The sequence below is a fragment of the Mycolicibacter icosiumassiliensis genome (genome assembly GCF_900078685.2).
In the GTDB taxonomy this organism is placed as follows: domain Bacteria; phylum Actinomycetota; class Actinomycetes; order Mycobacteriales; family Mycobacteriaceae; genus Mycobacterium; species Mycobacterium icosiumassiliensis.
Window position 1 is genome coordinate 707,593 of the sequence record NZ_LT546170.1, and the last position, 15,580, is coordinate 723,172.

Genomic DNA, 15,580 nt, shown 5'->3' on the forward strand with positions numbered 1-15,580 from the left:
AGTATCTTGGCGTAACAGTAAGATTCCTAGCCTGCCGGGACGGGCGGAGGTGCCGTCGGGAACTGGGGCGTCGGCGCAACGACCAGCGCCGTTGGCGCGGCAGTGACGCTGCCTTCAGGTGCGGTGTTCATCGTGCGGGCAGCGTCAGGATCGGCCGGGGACGGCGTCTTAGCCGCGAGTGGGGCCGGCCGCCGGTGCACGTTGATCGGCCACCAGAACCACCGGCCCAGCAGCGCCGCGATCGACGGGGTGATCAGGCTGCGGACGATGAACGTGTCGAACAGCAGGCCCAGGCCGATGGTGGTGCCGATCTGACCGACGGACCGCAGGTCGCTGGCGATCATGGCGATCATGGTGAACGCGAACACCATGCCGGCCGCGGTCACCACCTTGCCGGTGGCGCCCATCGCCCGGATCAGGCCGGTGCGCAAACCCGTCGCAGTCGCGCTGTTGATCTCCTCCTTCATCCGCGAGACCACCAGCAGGTTGTAGTCCGACCCCACCGCCAGCAGCACGATGACCGACATCGCGATCACCAGCCACTGCAACTCGATACCGAACACGTACTGCCACAACAGCACCGACAGCCCGAACGAGGAGGCCAGCGACAGCACCACGGTGCCCACGATCACGATCGAGGCCACCAGCGCCCGGGTGATCAGCAGCATCACCACAAAGATCAACACGATGGCCGCGATCGCCGCGATCAGCAGGTCGTAGTGCGCACCGGTCGCGATGTCGGCGTAGGTGGCGGCGGTGCCGCCCAGATAGAACTTCGCCTTAGCCAGCGGGGTGCCCTTGACGGCTTCCTTGGCGGCCTGCAGTTCGGCGCTGACGTGCGAGATGCCCTCGACGGTCGCCGGGTCGGTGTCATGGGTGATCAGGATGCGGGCGGCCTGACCATCCGGCGACATCATCAACTCCATCCCGCGCTGAAAGTCGGGACTGTCGAACGCCTCCGGCGGAAGGTAGAACATGTCGTCGTTCTTGGCGTCGTCGAAGACCTGGCCCATCACCGCAGCGGTGTCGGTCATCTGTTCCAGCTGCGTCACCACCTGGCTGAAGCTGCTGTGCATGGTCAGCATCAGGTCTCGCATGGTGGTGGTGATGGCGATCATCGGCGGGATCTGATCGGCGATCGCCGGCGTGATCTGGTCGACCCGGTCCATCTGCTGGGCCAGGGCCGTGGTGTTCTCCGCCAGTTTGTCGAATCCGTCGGTGGCGTCGAACATCGACCGGAACGCGTTGCAGACGCCGATATTGAAACAGTGCGGCTCCCAATAGAAATAGTTGCGCAGCGGGCGGACTTCGTCGTCGAAGTCGGCGATCCGGTCCCGGACCTCGGCCAGGGTGCCTTCCATGTCGTGGGTGGCCTCGTCGGTGCCGTGGGTGGCATCGGAGAGCTGCACGGTCAGGCCGTGCAACCGGTCCATCACCGTGATCATCGACGAGAGTTGATCGGCCATGGTCTGGGTGTCGTCGAGGCGGGCGTGCAAGAACTGCAGGTTTTCTCGCATCGTGACGCCCTGGGCGCTGATCTGAAACGGCACCGATCCGTGTTCCATGGGCGGCCCCAGCGGCCGAGTGATGCTCTGCACCCGTTCGATACCGGGGACCCGGAAGATGTTGCGCGCGATGCGGTCCAGCACCAGCATGTCGCGGGGATTGCGCATATCGTGATCGGACTCGACCATCAGCATGTCGGGGTTCATCCGCGCGGAGCTGAAGTGCTTCTCGGCCGCGGCATAGCCGATGTTGGACGGGACGTCGGCCGGGATGTAGTGCCGGTTGTCGTAGCTGGTCTTATAGCCGGGCAGCACCAGGACGCCCACGGCTGCAACGGCGCTGGCGGCGGCCAGAATCGGTAGCGGCCAGCGCACCACGGCGGTGCCCACTTTGCGCCAGCCGCCGGTCTTGGTGACCTGCTTGGGGTCCAACAGCCCGAATCGGCTGCTGACCGCAAGTACCGCCGGAGCGAAGGTCAATCCCATCGCCAAGATGGTGAACATGCCCAGCGCGCACGGCACCGCCAAGGTGTTGAAGTAGTTCAGCCGGGTGAAGTGCAGGCACAGCATCGCCCCGGCGATGGTCAGGCCGGAGCCCAGGATGACGTGGCTGACGCTGGACAGCGTTGTGTTCTGGGCGGTTTCGCGCTCCTCACCGGCATTGCGCGCCTCGTGGTAACGCCCGATCAGGAAGATCCAATAATCGGTTCCGGCCGCGATGGCCAGCGCAGTGAGGATGCTGACCACGAATGTCGAGATGGCGAAGACGTGCGAGTTGCTCAGCACCGCGATCAGCCCGCGGGCCACGCTCATCTCGGTGACGACCACCACCAGTCCGATCAGGGTGGTCACGATCGAGCGGTAGACCACCAGCAGCATCACCGTGATGACCGCCATGGTGATACCGGTCATCTTGACCATCGAGGCGTCGCCGGCTTCGTTGGTGTCGGCGACCAGGGCCGCCTGGCCGGTCACGTAGGAGCGCAGTCCGGCCGGCGGGTCGGAGTGCTCGACGATCTGGCGCACCGCGTCCACCGACTCCACGCCCTGCGCCGAGCCCTGGTTGCCTGCCAGATGCACCTGCACGTAGGCGGCCCGACCGTCCTCGCTCTGCGAGCCCGCCGAGGTGACCCGGTCACCCCAGAAGTCCTGCACGTGTTCGACGTGGGCGGTGTCGGCTCGCAGGGTTGCCACCAGCTGTTCGTAGTAGCGGTGAGCGGCGCTGTTCTGGTCACCGAGCGGCTCGTCGCCCTCCAGCACGATCATCAGCACGCTGTCGCTGGTGAACTCGCCGAACTTCTCGCCGATGTGCTTCATCGCGATCACCGACGGCGCGTCCTGGGGGGAGAGTGAGACGGCGTTGCGGGCGCCGACGACCTCCAGTTGCGGCACCAGCAGGTTGGTCGCGGCGGCCGCGGCCAGCCAGAACAGGATGATCGGGATGGACAGGGCGCGGATCAGCCGCGGGAACCACGGCGCTTTGCCGCCGGCCGGGCTGTGGTGGCCGCTCACGCCGCTTTCACCACGCAGAATGTCGCGGCACTGTGGCCGTCGGCCTGATGCTCGTCGCGCAGTTCGCCGTTGACGGTGATCCGGCAGCCCAGTTCGTGGCCGTCGCCCTGGGCCATGACGTTGGCGAACACGCTTGGCTGCGTGGTGGTCAGCGTCAGCGACCAAGGCAGCGAGTGGAACTGGGCCTCCTGGGACTGAGCGCGCTCGTCGACGTAGCTGACCATGCCCGACGTCGACTCGGGGCCGTAGAGCTCGTAGGTCACGTACTTGGGCACGGTGGAGACGATTTCGCCACTGGTGGTGCCGGCGACCGCCGCCCCGCCCGCCCCGAATACGCCGTGGAACCGGTAGATGACCAGTCCGCCGATCGCGACGACCGGGACGATCACCAGCACGATCCACAGTCGCTCAAGCGGCCCCCGGAGCTTCTTTATTGCGCTCATGGACGTTAACCTTACGACTGTAAAGAAACAAGTGTAAAGTTAAACGGTGACGGCTCACACTCGCGCGCAAGATGTTATGCAGAACGCAAGTGAGGACAGCTAACAAACCGTTAGGATCAGCGCGTGCCCACTCCCCCTCGTCGGCGCAATTTGCGAGGCCACGGCGCGCTGCTGCGCGACGAGATTCTGGCTGCCGCTGTCCGCCTCATCGACGGCGCGGACAGCGAGGCGGAGGTTTCGCTGCGCGGCATCGCCCGGGAGGCCGGGATCGCCGCGCCGTCGGTCTATGCACACTTCGACGACTTGGAGCGGGTTCTCGAGGCGGTCGCAGAGTCGAGTTGGGTTCAGGTCTCCGACGAGATCGCCGAGCAGGTCCAGCAGGCCACTGACCCGCGGGAACGCCTGCTCATCGGGTGCCGGGTGTACGTATCGTTCGCGCAGCGCCATCCGCTGCGTTACGCCTTGATGACCCAGGACGGTCACGCCCCGCCGGCGGCTCGCCGGGCACTGGCCGTGGTGACCAGGGGGTTGCTGGCCTGCCGGGGCGAGACGCCGGACTCGGCGTCGGATTCCGATTCGGATCGGATCGCCGCGGCGTTGTCGGTGGCGCTGCACGGCGTCGCGATGCTGCATCGCACCGACGCTCCGAATCTGTGGCTAAGTGATTTCAGCACCGACGAGGTAATCAGAACGCTGGTCGACGGCGCGACGCTACTGCTCGGTGAGGCGGAACGAGTCTGAGCTGACGGCCGTGGTGGCCTGTCCGTGGCTACAGTGAGATCCGCGCGATTTACAGGAAATTTTCATTGAATGCTCAGCTCAAGCGGTCATAGGCTTTTGCTGTCGAGTTCGTCTGTCGCGTCCCGAGGACATGTCATGAGTACAGCGCTTCGTCCCTACGCCACCACCGGTGTCACCCTGATCTGTGCCGGACTGCTCGCCGCCACGCCGGTGTCGGCGGCTCGGCCTGAGCTGGTGTTACGCGCCGTGCAGCTAACCGCCGGCCAAGATGTGGGCCTGGTCGTCGGCGGCACCGGCACCCCCATTCCGAGCCCCGAGTACATCGCCGGCGGCGACGCCTACATCCAACGGATCCTGCCGGGCGCCGTTTCTCAGGGTGTGTTCACGCCCGAAGGCGGATCGCCGATCTATACCGGGGTCAAGAGCCTGCCGTTCGATACCTCCTTCGCCCAGGGCACCACAATCCTGACTGCCGATATCGAACAGCAGGTCGCGGCCGGCAACACCGTCGCTGTCTTCGGCGAATCCCAGAGCTCCACCATCTCCGGGATGGTGATGCCCAACCTCGAAGCTGACGGAGTCTCGGCCGATGCCGTCAAGTTCGTGCTGGTGGGTGACCCGAGCAACCCCGACGGCGGGCTGCTGGAGCGCTTCGCCGGACTCAGCCTGCCAGCGCTGGGCATCACCTTCAGTGGCGCGACGCCGCCGGACACCATCTACGACACCAGCATCTACACCCAGGAGTACGACGGCTTCGCCGACTTCCCGAAGTACACGCTGAACTTCCTGTCCGACCTCAATGCGTTCCTGGGCATCGAGTTCGTCCACCCCACCTACCGGGATCTCACCCCCGACCAAATCAACAACGCGATCACGCTGCCGACCACCTCGGACTATGACGGCAACACCACCTACTACATGATCCCGATGGCCGACGATCAGGTGCTGCCGCTGCTGCGCCTGTTCATCCCGATGGCCGACGATCAGGTGCTGCCGCTGCTGCGCCTGTTCGAAGGCATCCCCCTGATCGGTAAGCCGCTGGTCGACCTGCTCAACCCGGCCCTGACGCAGATCGTCAACCTGGGCTACGACAACCCCGACAATCAGGGTTGGGATGTCGGCCAGGCCAATGTGCCCACCACCTTTGGGCTGTTCCCGTCGACGGCGCAGTTGATGACGGCGATGGACAATATGGGCCCGGCCCTGCAACAGGGCTTCCAGGCGTTCCTCAACGATCTGACGCATCCGGCGCCGACGGCCGACTCGTCGGGAGCGTTGTCCGATCTGTTCGCCGGAAGTGGCGCCGGCGGCTCCTTGCCGAGCTTCAGCGACATCGTCAACGGGTTGACGTCGGCATTCTCGCAGGGCTACGCGACGCTGTTGCCGCAAGCCGACATCCTGACCTCGTTGCTGGTCAACATGCCCGCCTACGACATCAGCCTGTTCACCCAGAACCTGTTCAGCAACCCGATCGACGCCATCGGACTGCCGCTGGCCGCCGACACCGGGCTGCTCACCCTGGCCGCCGGCATCGACCTCATGGTGCTGCAAGAGACCGCGTCGTCCATAGCCAGTACCCTGCAGGGCCTGTTCTGATCGTGGTCTAGCCGCCGCTGGGAGCGGGGGCCGGCGGACGAGCCTGCGGCACGAAGCCCTTCAACACATCGGGCAGGCCCACCGACTGCTGCGGCACCGGTGCGCAGGTGGGCGGGCATTCGGTCAGCTGCCAGGTCTGGCAGCGGTCGGTCCGGAACGCGGTGTCGCTCGGCTCGATCAGCACGACCTGTGCCTTCTTGGTCATCGCGCTGTCGAGGGTCTTGTCCCCGCCGATGCGGCGCCAGTAGCAGGCCGCGCCGTCACGCGGCCCGTCGGAGCGGTAGGTACCCGGCACGATGTCCTTGCCGACCGCGAAGGTGCCATCGCCGTCGATCACCTGCTTAGGCGCGGGCGGGGGAGCAGGAGCCGGATCAGCCCCGGCGATCCCGCCGGCAGTGAACCAGGTCGCCAGCGCGATCGCCGCCGCCCCGGCCAGCTTCATCGATCTCATACCTAACGAAGGTACCGCGAAGGAGTCGCGCTACGGCTTGACGCCGACCGTGATCAGATCCGACACGACCAGCGTCCAGGCCGGACGCGCCACCCGATGCTGGTCGGGAACGGTGAAACCGGCGTCGGTGAACAGCGTGCGCATCTCACCGGGCGCCGGCTGACGCGTCGGATTCCACCGGATGCCGGTGAGCGCCTTGAGCGGGTCGGACAGCCGAGGACTCATCGCCGTGACCGCCGCCATCCCGCCCGGCGCCAGCACCCGGTAGAACTCCCGCACCGCGGCCGGCTGGTTGAAGAAGTGAAACGCCGAGCTGGTGACCACCGCGTCAAGCGCGCCGTCGTCAAACGGCAGCTGCTCGGCCGGCCCGGTCAGCCACTGCACGCGCGACGAGCGCGCCCGTGCCTCGTTGAGCATGCCGTCGGACATGTCCACCCCATAGACCGCCGCCGGGGACAGCTCACGTTCGATGCGGTCCGCCAGGATGCCGGTGCCGCAGGCGATGTCGGCCACCCGCGCCGGCTTGTGCGACCGCAGCGCGGCAATGAGCTCGTCCTGGGCCGGGCGATAGACCCAGCGCTGCAGAAATTGGGCGTCATAGGCTGGAGCGGCAAAGCTCCAGAACCGGGTGACGACGTCATTGAATGCCTGGCGCGGGGCGGGAGACGACATAGCGTGAAATGTACCGGCAGCGCTCTGACAAGGTGTAACCATGACTGTCTGCTACCGGCACCCCGACCGGGCCACCGCACTGCGCTGCACCCGGTGTGACCGCTACATCTGCGGCGACTGCATGCGTGGCGCCGCCGTCGGCCAGCACTGCGTGGACTGTGCGCAGGCGGGCGGAACGCCGGTGCACCGGGCCGCGCGACCGCTGGTCCGGGCCGCCTCGGGAACACCGGTGGTCACCTACGGGCTGATCGCGCTGAGCGTGCTGGCCTTCCTGGCGCAGCTGTCGTCGCATGAGTTGGAGTCCGAGTTGGTGCTCTGGACACCGGCGGTGGCCGATGGGCAGATCTACCGCCTGCTGACGTCGGCGTTCCTGCACTACGGGCCGATGCACCTGCTGCTCAACATGTGGGCGCTGTACGTGGTGGGCCCGCAACTCGAGGGCCTGCTGGGTCGGGTGCGGTACAGCGCGCTGTACCTGCTCAGCGCACTGGGCGGCTCGGTTGCCGTCTACCTGTTGGCGCCGATCACCACCGCGACCGCCGGCGCTTCGGGCGCCATCTTCGGCTTGTTCGGCGCCACGCTGGTCATCGGGCGCCGGCTGCGGATGGACGTCCGGGCGGTGGGCGCGGTGATTGTGGTCAACCTGATCTTCACCTTCACCATTCCGCACATCAGCTGGCAGGGCCACGTCGGTGGTCTGATCACCGGGGTGCTGGTCGCGTTCGCCTACGTCTATCCACCGCAGGCGAATCGGACCCGGATTCAGGCGGTGACCAGCCTTGCGCTGTTGGCACTGTTCATCGCGCTGATCTGGTGGCGCACTGCCGAATTGGTCTACTGATCGCGAGCGTGTCATCCGGCTGAGACGCCTGCTCGCCCCCTAAGCTTTCGGTGGTCCACCAGCGAGAGGATCGACCAATCGGCGCCAACGGCGACCAAGATGACATGAGTCGACCGGCCGGGAACCGGACTCGCCGGGCCACCTCGATGCGCACCTCGGGTAAATCCCGCTGGGTTGCGCCGGCCCCGCGTGCCGCCCGGTTGACCACGGCGCGCGCCGCGGACCGGGTTCGGCGGGAGCGACGACGCCCGGGCATTCACGCCCTGGACGGCCTGCGCGCGCTGGCCGTCGCGTTGGTGTTGGCCGACCACGGTGGCATCCCCGGTCTCTCGGGTGGGTTCCTGGGTGTGGACCTGTTCTTTGTGCTCAGTGGATTCCTGATCACCTCGCTGCTCATCGACGAGCTGGGCCGAACCGGCCGGATCGACCTCACCGGCTTTTGGATCCGGCGCATCCGCCGGTTGTTGCCCGCTCTGGTGCTCATGGTGCTGACCGTCGCGATAGCTCACGAGCTGCTGCCGTCGGAGGCGGTGGTGGGCCTGCGTGAGGATGCGATCGCCGCCTTCTTCTGGGTGGCCAACTGGCGGTTCGTCGCTCAGCGCACGGACTATTTCACCGAAGCCGGCACCCCGTCGCCGCTGCAGCACACCTGGTCGCTGGGCGTCGAGGAGCAGTACTACTTTCTCTGGCCGCTGCTGCTGATCGCGATCGCGTTGCTGCTGGGGGCCCGCGCCCGGCGCCGCGGCGGGTGGGCCACCGTCGGCGGGGTGCGGCTGACCGTGTTCTTGTTGGCCAGTGCCGGGGCGGCGGCGTCGGCGACGGCCGCGGAGATGCTGGCCTCGGAGGCCACCCGCGATCGCGTCTACTTCGGCACCGACACTCGTGCGCAGGCCCTGCTGATCGGTGCCGCGGCCGCGGCCCTGCTGGTGGGGGACTGGCCGGCGCTGACCGCCGGCTGGTCGGTGGTGCGGACCCGCCGCGCGCTGTGGGTCGCTCGCCTGCTGCCGCTGGTTGGGCTGGCCGTGCTGGCGATGGCGGCCCACCGCGCTACCGGCACCGCCGCGGAGTTCCACGGCGGCCTGCTCACCCTGGTGGCCGTCGCCGCGATCACCGTGATCGCCCCGGTCGCCCTGCACCAGAGCGGCCTGCTCGCCCGGGCGTTGGCCTGGTCTCCGCTGGTGTGGCTGGGGACCATCTCCTACGGCGTGTACCTGTGGCATTGGCCGGTCTTCCTGGTCCTCAACGGTCAGCGCACCGGATGGTCGGGGTGGGCGCTGTTCGGGGTGCGGTGCGCCGCCACGCTGCTGCTGGCGGCGGTGTCATGGTGGGCCATCGAGGAACCGATCCGCCGGTGGCGGCCGGCACGGGTGTCGCTGCTGCCACTGGGGGCAGCGGTCAGCGGCACCGCGGTGGCGGTCACGTTGCTGGTGGTCCCGGTCGTCGAGCTGCCCACGGCCGAAAACGGCGTGACCCCCGAAGTGGCCGCGGCCGCGGCCGTGTCCCCCTCACCCCCGGCCCGGCTTTCGGAGTCCAAGAAGCCACGACCGCAGCCCGTGCGGCGCGACCCGAGTCGGCCGCGCACCGTGTCGGTGTTCGGTGATTCGATCGGCTGGACCCTGATGCACTATCTGCCGGAAACCCCCGGCTACGACTTCATCGATCACACCGTCGTCGGCTGCAGCATCGTGCGGGCCGGTCCGTACCGCTGGGCCGGCAAGACCATCGATCAGGGCAAGGAGTGCGACGGATGGCCGGCCCGCTGGACCCGGCAGGTCAAGGCCGATCAGCCCGACGTCGTGCTGTTGTTCGTCGGCCGCTGGGAGACCGTGGACCGAGTCAACGAGGGTCAGTGGTCGCACATCGGCGACCCGACCTTCGACGCCTATCTGACCGCGGAGCTTCGCCGTGCGCTCGACGTATTGGAATCCGCCGGCAGTCGGGTTGTGGTGACGACCGTGCCCTACAGCCGTTACGGTGAGCGGCCCGACGGCAGTCTGTGGCCGGAGGACAATCCGGAGCGCGTGGACCGCTGGAATGCCCTGCTGCGCCGGGAGGTCTCCGGACGGGCCGCCGTCACGGTGATGGACCTGAACAAGAAGCTGGGGCCGGCCGGCACCTACACCGCCAAAGTCGACGGCATCAAGGTCCGCAGCGATGGCATTCACCTCACCCCCGAAGGGGTGAAGTGGCTGCTCCCGTGGCTGGAGGAGTCGCTGAGCTGACCCTCGCGGGCCAGCGCGCCGTGAGGGCAACGTCACACCCGTTCAGGGATCTCAAATTAAATTAGTTTTGCTAACGTAGTTTACATCGGCGCAGACCGTGCCCTTGAAAGCCAGAAAAATCACTTTCGCGAGATATTCATTAGAGGTTGAACATGTCCACTGTTTCCACCACCGCTGACGAGGAGCAACTCGCCCGCCGCATCGCCGATCTCGTCGCCACCGACCCCCAGTTTGCCGCTGCCCGTCCCGACCCGGCCGTCGCCGCCGCTTTGGAAGGATCGGCAGGACAGTCGCGGCTGGCGCAGATCGCCCGGACTGTCTTCGACGGCTACGCCGAGCGGCCGGCGCTCGGACAGCGCGCCGTCGAGTACGTCACCGATCCGGCTACCGGCCGTACCGCCACCGCACTACTGCCGCACTACGACACCATCACCTACGCCGAGCTGGGGGAGCGAGTCCGCGCCGCGGCTGCCGCCCTGTCCGCCGGCGCCGTGCGGCCCGGCGACCGGGTTGCGGTGCTGGGGTTCACCAGCGTCGACTACACCGTCATCGATGTGGCGCTGGGTCAGATCGGTGCGGTCTCGGTGCCGCTGCAGACCTCGGCGGCGATCAGCACGTTGGTGCCGATCGTGGCCGAGACCGAGCCGCGGGTTATCGCCACCAGTGTCGACTCGCTGCCCGATGCGGTCGAGTTGGTGCTGACGGGTCCGGCCCCCACTCGCCTGGTGGTGTTCGACTACCACGAGCAGGTCGACGATCACCGCGATGCGCTTGCCGATGCTCGGGCGCGACTGGCCGGTGTCGAGGTGGTTGTCGAGCCGCTGGCCGATCTGCTGGCCCGCGGTCACGCGCTGTCTTTAGCGGACTTGCCGGACTCCGGCGACGACACCAACCCGCTGGCACTGCTGGTCTACACCTCGGGCAGCACCGGCGCCCCCAAAGGCGCGATGTACCCGGCGAGCAACGTGGCCCGGATGTGGGTGCGGTCGAGGAAGAACTGGTTCGGCCCGACCGCCGTCTCGATCACGCTGAACTTCATGCCGATGAGCCACATCATGGGCCGGGGCATCTTGTACGGCACCCTCGGCAACGGCGGTACCGCCTACTTCAGCGCACGCAGCGACCTGTCCACCTTCCTCGAAGACCTCGCCCTGGTTCGCCCGACCGAACTGAACTTCGTCCCCCGGATCTGGGAGATGCTCTACCAGCACTTCCGCAGCGAAGTCGATGGTGTGAGCGGAGACCGGGCAGCCGCCGAAGCGCAGGTCTTGGCGCAGATGCGCGCCGAGCTGCTCGGCGGACGGTGCATCTTCGCGATGACCGGCTCGGCGCCGATCTCCGATGAGCTGCGGGCCTGGGTCGATCAGCTCACCGAGCAGCATGTGCTCAACGGCTATGGCTCCACCGAAGCGGGCATGGTGCTCTTCGACGGCGAAGTGCAGCGGCCGCCGGTGCTCGACTACAAACTGGTCGACGTGCCGGATCTGGGCTACTTCGGCACCGACACCCCGCACCCGCGCGGCGAACTGCTACTCAAGACCGAGAACCTGTTCCCCGGCTACTACAAGCGTCCCGAGGTGACCGCCGAGGTGTTCGACGCCGACGGTTACTACCGGACCGGCGACGTGGTCGCCGAGATCGCACCGGACCACCTGGTCTACGTCGACCGGCGCAACAACGTGCTCAAACTGGCCCAGGGCGAGTTCGTCACCCTGGCCAAGTTGGAGGCGGTGTTCGGCAACAGTCCACTGGTGCGCCAGATCTACGTCTACGGCAACAGTGCGCAGCCCTACCTGCTGGCCGTGGTGGTCCCGACCCCAGAAGCTCAGGCCCGCTTCGATTCCGATGCCGCCCTCAAAGCCAGTATCGCCGAGTCGCTGCAGCAGGTGGCCAAAGACGCCGATCTGCAGTCCTACGAAGTTCCGCGTGACTTCATCGTGGAGACCGAGCCGTTCACACTGGAGAACGGACTGCTGACCGGGATCCGCAAGCTGGCCTGGCCGAAGCTGAAGGCGCACTATGGCGACCGCCTTGAGCGTCGCTACGCCGAGCTGGCCGAAGGGCAAGCCAGTGAGTTGAGTGACTTGCGTCAACACGGAGCGCAGCGCCCGGCGCTGGAGACGGTCAGTCGCGCCGCTGCGGCGCTATTGGGGGCCTCGGCCAGTGACCTGGCCCCAGAGGCCCACTTCACCGATTTGGGTGGCGACTCCCTGTCGGCGCTGACGTTCGGCAACCTGCTACGTGACATCTTCGACGTCGACGTGCCAGTGGGCGTGATCGTCAGCCCGGCAAACGATCTGGCGGCGATCGCCGACTACATCACCGCTGAGCGCAACGGCGCTGAAGGCGCCCGCAAGCGGCCGACCTTCGCGTCTGTGCACGGCCGTGACGCAGTCGAAGTGGCGGCGGCCGACCTGACCCTGGACAAGTTCCTCGACGAGGCGACGCTGGCCGCGGCTCCGTCACTGCCCGGCCCCTCCGAGCAGGTCCGCACCGTGCTGTTGACCGGTGCGACCGGCTTCCTCGGTCGCTACCTGGCGCTGGAGTGGTTGGAGCGGCTGGCCCCGGTGGGCGGACAGCTGATCTGCCTGGTGCGTGCGAAGTCCGACTCCGATGCCCGCCGGCGGTTGGACAGTGTCTTCGACAGCGGAGACGAGCGGCTGCTGGCGCACTACACCGAACTTGCCGCCAAGCACCTCGAAGTCATCGCCGGTGACAAGGGCGAAGCGAACCTTGGTCTGGATCAAGAGGTTTGGCAGCGGCTGGCGGACACTGTCGACGTGATCGTCGACCCGGCCGCCTTGGTCAACCACGTGTTGCCCTATAGCGAGTTGTTCGGACCGAACGCGCTCGGTACCGCCGAGCTGCTCCGGGTCGCGCTCACCAGCAAGATCAAGCCGTTCACCTACTTCTCGACTATTGGTGTGGGCGACCAGATTCCGCCGGGAAAGTTCACCGAGGACGCCGACGTGCGGGTGATGAGTGCGGTCCGGGCGATCAACGACGGCTACGCCAACGGTTACGGCACCAGCAAGTGGGCCGGCGAGGTGCTGTTGCGTGAGGCCAACGATCTGTGCGGCTTGCCGGTTGCGGTGTTCCGTTGCGACATGATCCTGGCCGACACCAGCTACGCCGGCCAGCTGAACCTGCCCGACATGTTCACCCGGATGATTTTCAGCCTGGTTGCGGCCGGGGTGGCGCCCGGTTCGTTCTACGAACTCAGCGCTGACGGACAGCGGCAGCGCGCGCACTACGACGGCCTGCCGGTGGAGTTCATCGCCGAGGCTTCCACCACGCTGGGGTCCTTTGCGACCGGCGGGTACACCACCTATCACGTGATGAACCCGTACGACGACGGTCTGGGGATGGACGAATTCGTCGACTGGTTGATCGAGGCCGGCTATCCGATCCGGCGGATCGCCGACTACGGCGACTGGTTGCAGCGGTTCGAGACCACGCTGCGTGCGCTGCCGGAAAACCAGCGCCAGGCGTCGCTGCTGCCGCTGCTGCACAACTACCAGAAGCCGCAGCAGCCGATCTGCGGATCGATCGCACCGACGGACAGGTTCCGGGCTGCGGTGCAGTCGGCCGGGATTGGGCCTGACCCCAAGCATCCCGACATTCCGCATGTCACGCCGGCGGTGATCGTCAAGTACGTCACCGATCTGCAACTGCTCGGGCTGCTCTGACCCGGCGGGATGTTCTCGCCGCGAGCAGTCGCGAAAGCCCCTGACGGAGCCTCCGCAGCGGGCTTTCGCGACTGCTTGCGCTTAAAGGCTCTCGCGCTTAAGGGCTCTCGCACGTTTGCGTTTGACGGTCCCGTATTTCGATGCCACCATGGTGGACAATGCCACGACATGCCCGTGTGTCCCGACCGGAAGGAGGTGAGGGCGAAGTGAGTTCTAGTGACGGTCCGCATCCGTATCCGTGTTCCACGATCGATCTGTTCCTCACCGGTTCCGGCGCCTCCGCTCAAGTTTTTTCGGTTTTTTTGAAGGCCTGAACCACGAGTTCCGCCGACCCCTAAGGGTTGTGTCGGCCGGTGAGTTTCCCGGCAGGAGAAAATCATGGCTTTCATCACCATCAGTGTTCTGGCTCTCGACGGCTCGACGGACCACCAGGCGGGTAACCGCATGGTGAGCCGACTGCGTAACCGCCTGGCCGCTCGTCGTGAACTGCGTCGTGAGCTGCGTGCTCAGCGCTACGTGGCGCACATGCCCACGGCGGTCCTCGGCGCCTGTGCAGGCCTAAAGGTTTGGGCGATCGTAACCGCGGGTCGCCGCGTTTACGATCGCCCAAGCCTTTAGGCCTGCACGATGATTGGGTCGCCCAGGTGTACCGAGTTGAAGTACCACGCGGCGTCGTCGGGGCTTAGGTTGATGCAGCCGTGGCTGACGTTCGAGTAGCCCTGCGAGCCCACCGACCAGGGGGCAGAGTGCACGTAGACGCCGCTCCAGGTAACCCGAACGGCGTATTCGCCGTTGAGCAGGTAGCCCTCCGGGTCATTGAGCGGGATGCCGATGGTGCGCGAATCGAACTTGATGGTGCGCTCTTTCGACAGTGCAGTGAAGGAGCCGATTGGCGTGGGGCGCTTGGGTTTACCCATGGACGCCGCCATGATCCGCTGGATCTCGCCATTGACGCTGACGGTGAAGGTGTGGTCGGAGATGTCGGCGAGCCCCACGACCGCGTCGCCGGTATCGAAACCCGTTGACATCCCGTGGGCGTCGACACTGATCTTGCTGTGCGGTGACCAGTAGCCGTCCGGGACCCACTGCACGACATCGCTGCTGGTCCACTCGAAGTGACCGGCATTGTTGCCCGTGGAGTTGATGTGGATCCCACGTTCGGCGGCCGCCCGGTCCACGACCGGTCCGTTGAAGGTCACGATCACCGGGTAGGCCACCCCCACGACAGAGCCGGCAGCCGGCTCGATCGCCGCCACGGCCAGCCCCCGTGCCGGCGATGTCTGAGCCGCTTCGCTGATGCCGGCCGACACCCCTATAGCTACGACAGCCAGGGTCACCGACCCGGCAATCGCCACAATTCCCCGCCTCACATTGCGCATGGCATCCATTGTGCCAACTGCAACGCCATCAGCGCAGTTTTAGCCGTCGTCTGACGCGCTGAGCAGGTCTCCCCAGGCCGCCTCGGTCCCGGTCGAGCCGATGGTGTGGATCGCGAACATCGAGCCGCCGGCCAGCGCGATCACCACGGTGACGATCCCCAGCCGCAGCAGTGAACCGACTTTGCTGCCGCGCGACAGCGCCACGTGCAGCCCCGCCAGCAACACCGCGGCGACCGCTAGGCCCACGGCCATGTAGAGGCCGTACTCGCCGGCAGCCATGTGCGCGTCCAGCTTGGGAGACGGGGCGATCTTGCCGGTGTCGGCCAGCCACTCGCCGGCGGTGACCGTCAGCGGTGTCACCAGCAGCGTGATGGCGGAAAATGTCACCACCAGCCAGACCAATCGCCGTCGAGCCGCCGGCCACACCGCGCACACGATCAGCAGGACCGCGGTCAGGGGAACCAGCGACACCACCACATGCAGCAGCACGACGTGGGCGGGCAACCCGGCGATTGTCGACATGGACGTC

12 protein-coding genes are annotated in these 15,580 nt (G+C 66.7%); 6 read left to right on the plus strand and 6 right to left on the minus strand.

Annotation, left to right across the window (positions count from 1 at the left end; translation table 11 throughout):
• Positions 1-26: 26 nt before the first annotated feature.
• A complete protein-coding gene (locus tag BN4346_RS45985; protein WP_407695166.1) occupies positions 27-2,966 on the minus strand; it encodes an MMPL/RND family transporter in 2,940 nt (979 codons plus the stop codon).
• A 47-nt stretch (positions 2,967-3,013) separates the two neighbouring features.
• Entirely contained in the window at positions 3,014-3,460 is a 447-nt protein-coding gene (locus BN4346_RS45990; RefSeq protein WP_067976927.1) for an MmpS family transport accessory protein, read from the minus strand.
• Positions 3,461-3,583: 123 nt separating this feature from the next.
• Here BN4346_RS45990 and BN4346_RS45995 point away from each other — a divergent pair, with 123 nt between their 5' ends.
• The gene (locus BN4346_RS45995) at positions 3,584-4,201 is read left to right on the plus strand and encodes a TetR/AcrR family transcriptional regulator (RefSeq protein ID WP_235653803.1); all 618 of its coding nucleotides are present in this window, start codon (positions 3,584-3,586) and stop codon (positions 4,199-4,201) included.
• A gap of 135 nt (positions 4,202-4,336) precedes the next feature.
• Positions 4,337-5,797, plus strand: a complete 1,461-nt coding sequence (locus BN4346_RS46000; RefSeq protein ID WP_067976928.1) for a PE-PPE domain-containing protein — start codon at positions 4,337-4,339, stop codon at positions 5,795-5,797.
• A gap of 7 nt (positions 5,798-5,804) precedes the next feature.
• Here BN4346_RS46000 and BN4346_RS46005 read toward each other — a convergent pair whose 3' ends face one another.
• Complete coding sequence (locus BN4346_RS46005; RefSeq protein ID WP_235653804.1) at positions 5,805-6,248, minus strand: hypothetical protein; 444 nt, start codon at positions 6,246-6,248, stop codon at positions 5,805-5,807.
• A gap of 30 nt (positions 6,249-6,278) precedes the next feature.
• Entirely contained in the window at positions 6,279-6,920 is a 642-nt protein-coding gene (locus tag BN4346_RS46010) for a class I SAM-dependent methyltransferase (RefSeq protein ID WP_067976930.1), read from the minus strand.
• Between the two features lie 40 nt (positions 6,921-6,960).
• Between BN4346_RS46010 and BN4346_RS46015 the strand changes: the two genes are divergently transcribed.
• The 4 genes from BN4346_RS46015 to BN4346_RS47925 all read left to right on the plus strand — a co-directional run bounded on the left by BN4346_RS46015 (position 6,961) and on the right by BN4346_RS47925 (position 14,290).
• A complete protein-coding gene (locus BN4346_RS46015) occupies positions 6,961-7,761 on the plus strand; it encodes a rhomboid family intramembrane serine protease (protein WP_067976931.1) in 801 nt (266 codons plus the stop codon).
• A 146-nt stretch (positions 7,762-7,907) separates the two neighbouring features.
• The gene (locus BN4346_RS46020; protein ID WP_078058884.1) at positions 7,908-9,983 is read left to right on the plus strand and encodes an acyltransferase family protein; all 2,076 of its coding nucleotides are present in this window, start codon (positions 7,908-7,910) and stop codon (positions 9,981-9,983) included.
• A 152-nt stretch (positions 9,984-10,135) separates the two neighbouring features.
• A complete protein-coding gene (car, locus tag BN4346_RS46025) occupies positions 10,136-13,672 on the plus strand; it encodes a carboxylic acid reductase (RefSeq protein ID WP_067976932.1) in 3,537 nt (1,178 codons plus the stop codon).
• A gap of 378 nt (positions 13,673-14,050) precedes the next feature.
• The gene (locus tag BN4346_RS47925) at positions 14,051-14,290 is read left to right on the plus strand and encodes a hypothetical protein (RefSeq protein WP_154677682.1); all 240 of its coding nucleotides are present in this window, start codon (positions 14,051-14,053) and stop codon (positions 14,288-14,290) included.
• Here BN4346_RS47925 and BN4346_RS46030 read toward each other — a convergent pair.
• Together BN4346_RS46030 and BN4346_RS46035 are read right to left on the minus strand one after the other, a co-directional pair.
• Entirely contained in the window at positions 14,287-15,051 is a 765-nt protein-coding gene (locus BN4346_RS46030; protein ID WP_067976987.1) for a L,D-transpeptidase, read from the minus strand. The two genes, BN4346_RS47925 and BN4346_RS46030, sit on opposite strands and share 4 nt — an antisense overlap.
• A gap of 39 nt (positions 15,052-15,090) precedes the next feature.
• Positions 15,091-15,573: a hypothetical protein gene (locus BN4346_RS46035; RefSeq protein ID WP_067976933.1), complete on the minus strand. Its 483-nt coding sequence runs from the start codon at positions 15,571-15,573 to the stop codon at positions 15,091-15,093.
• Positions 15,574-15,580 lie beyond the last annotated feature (7 nt).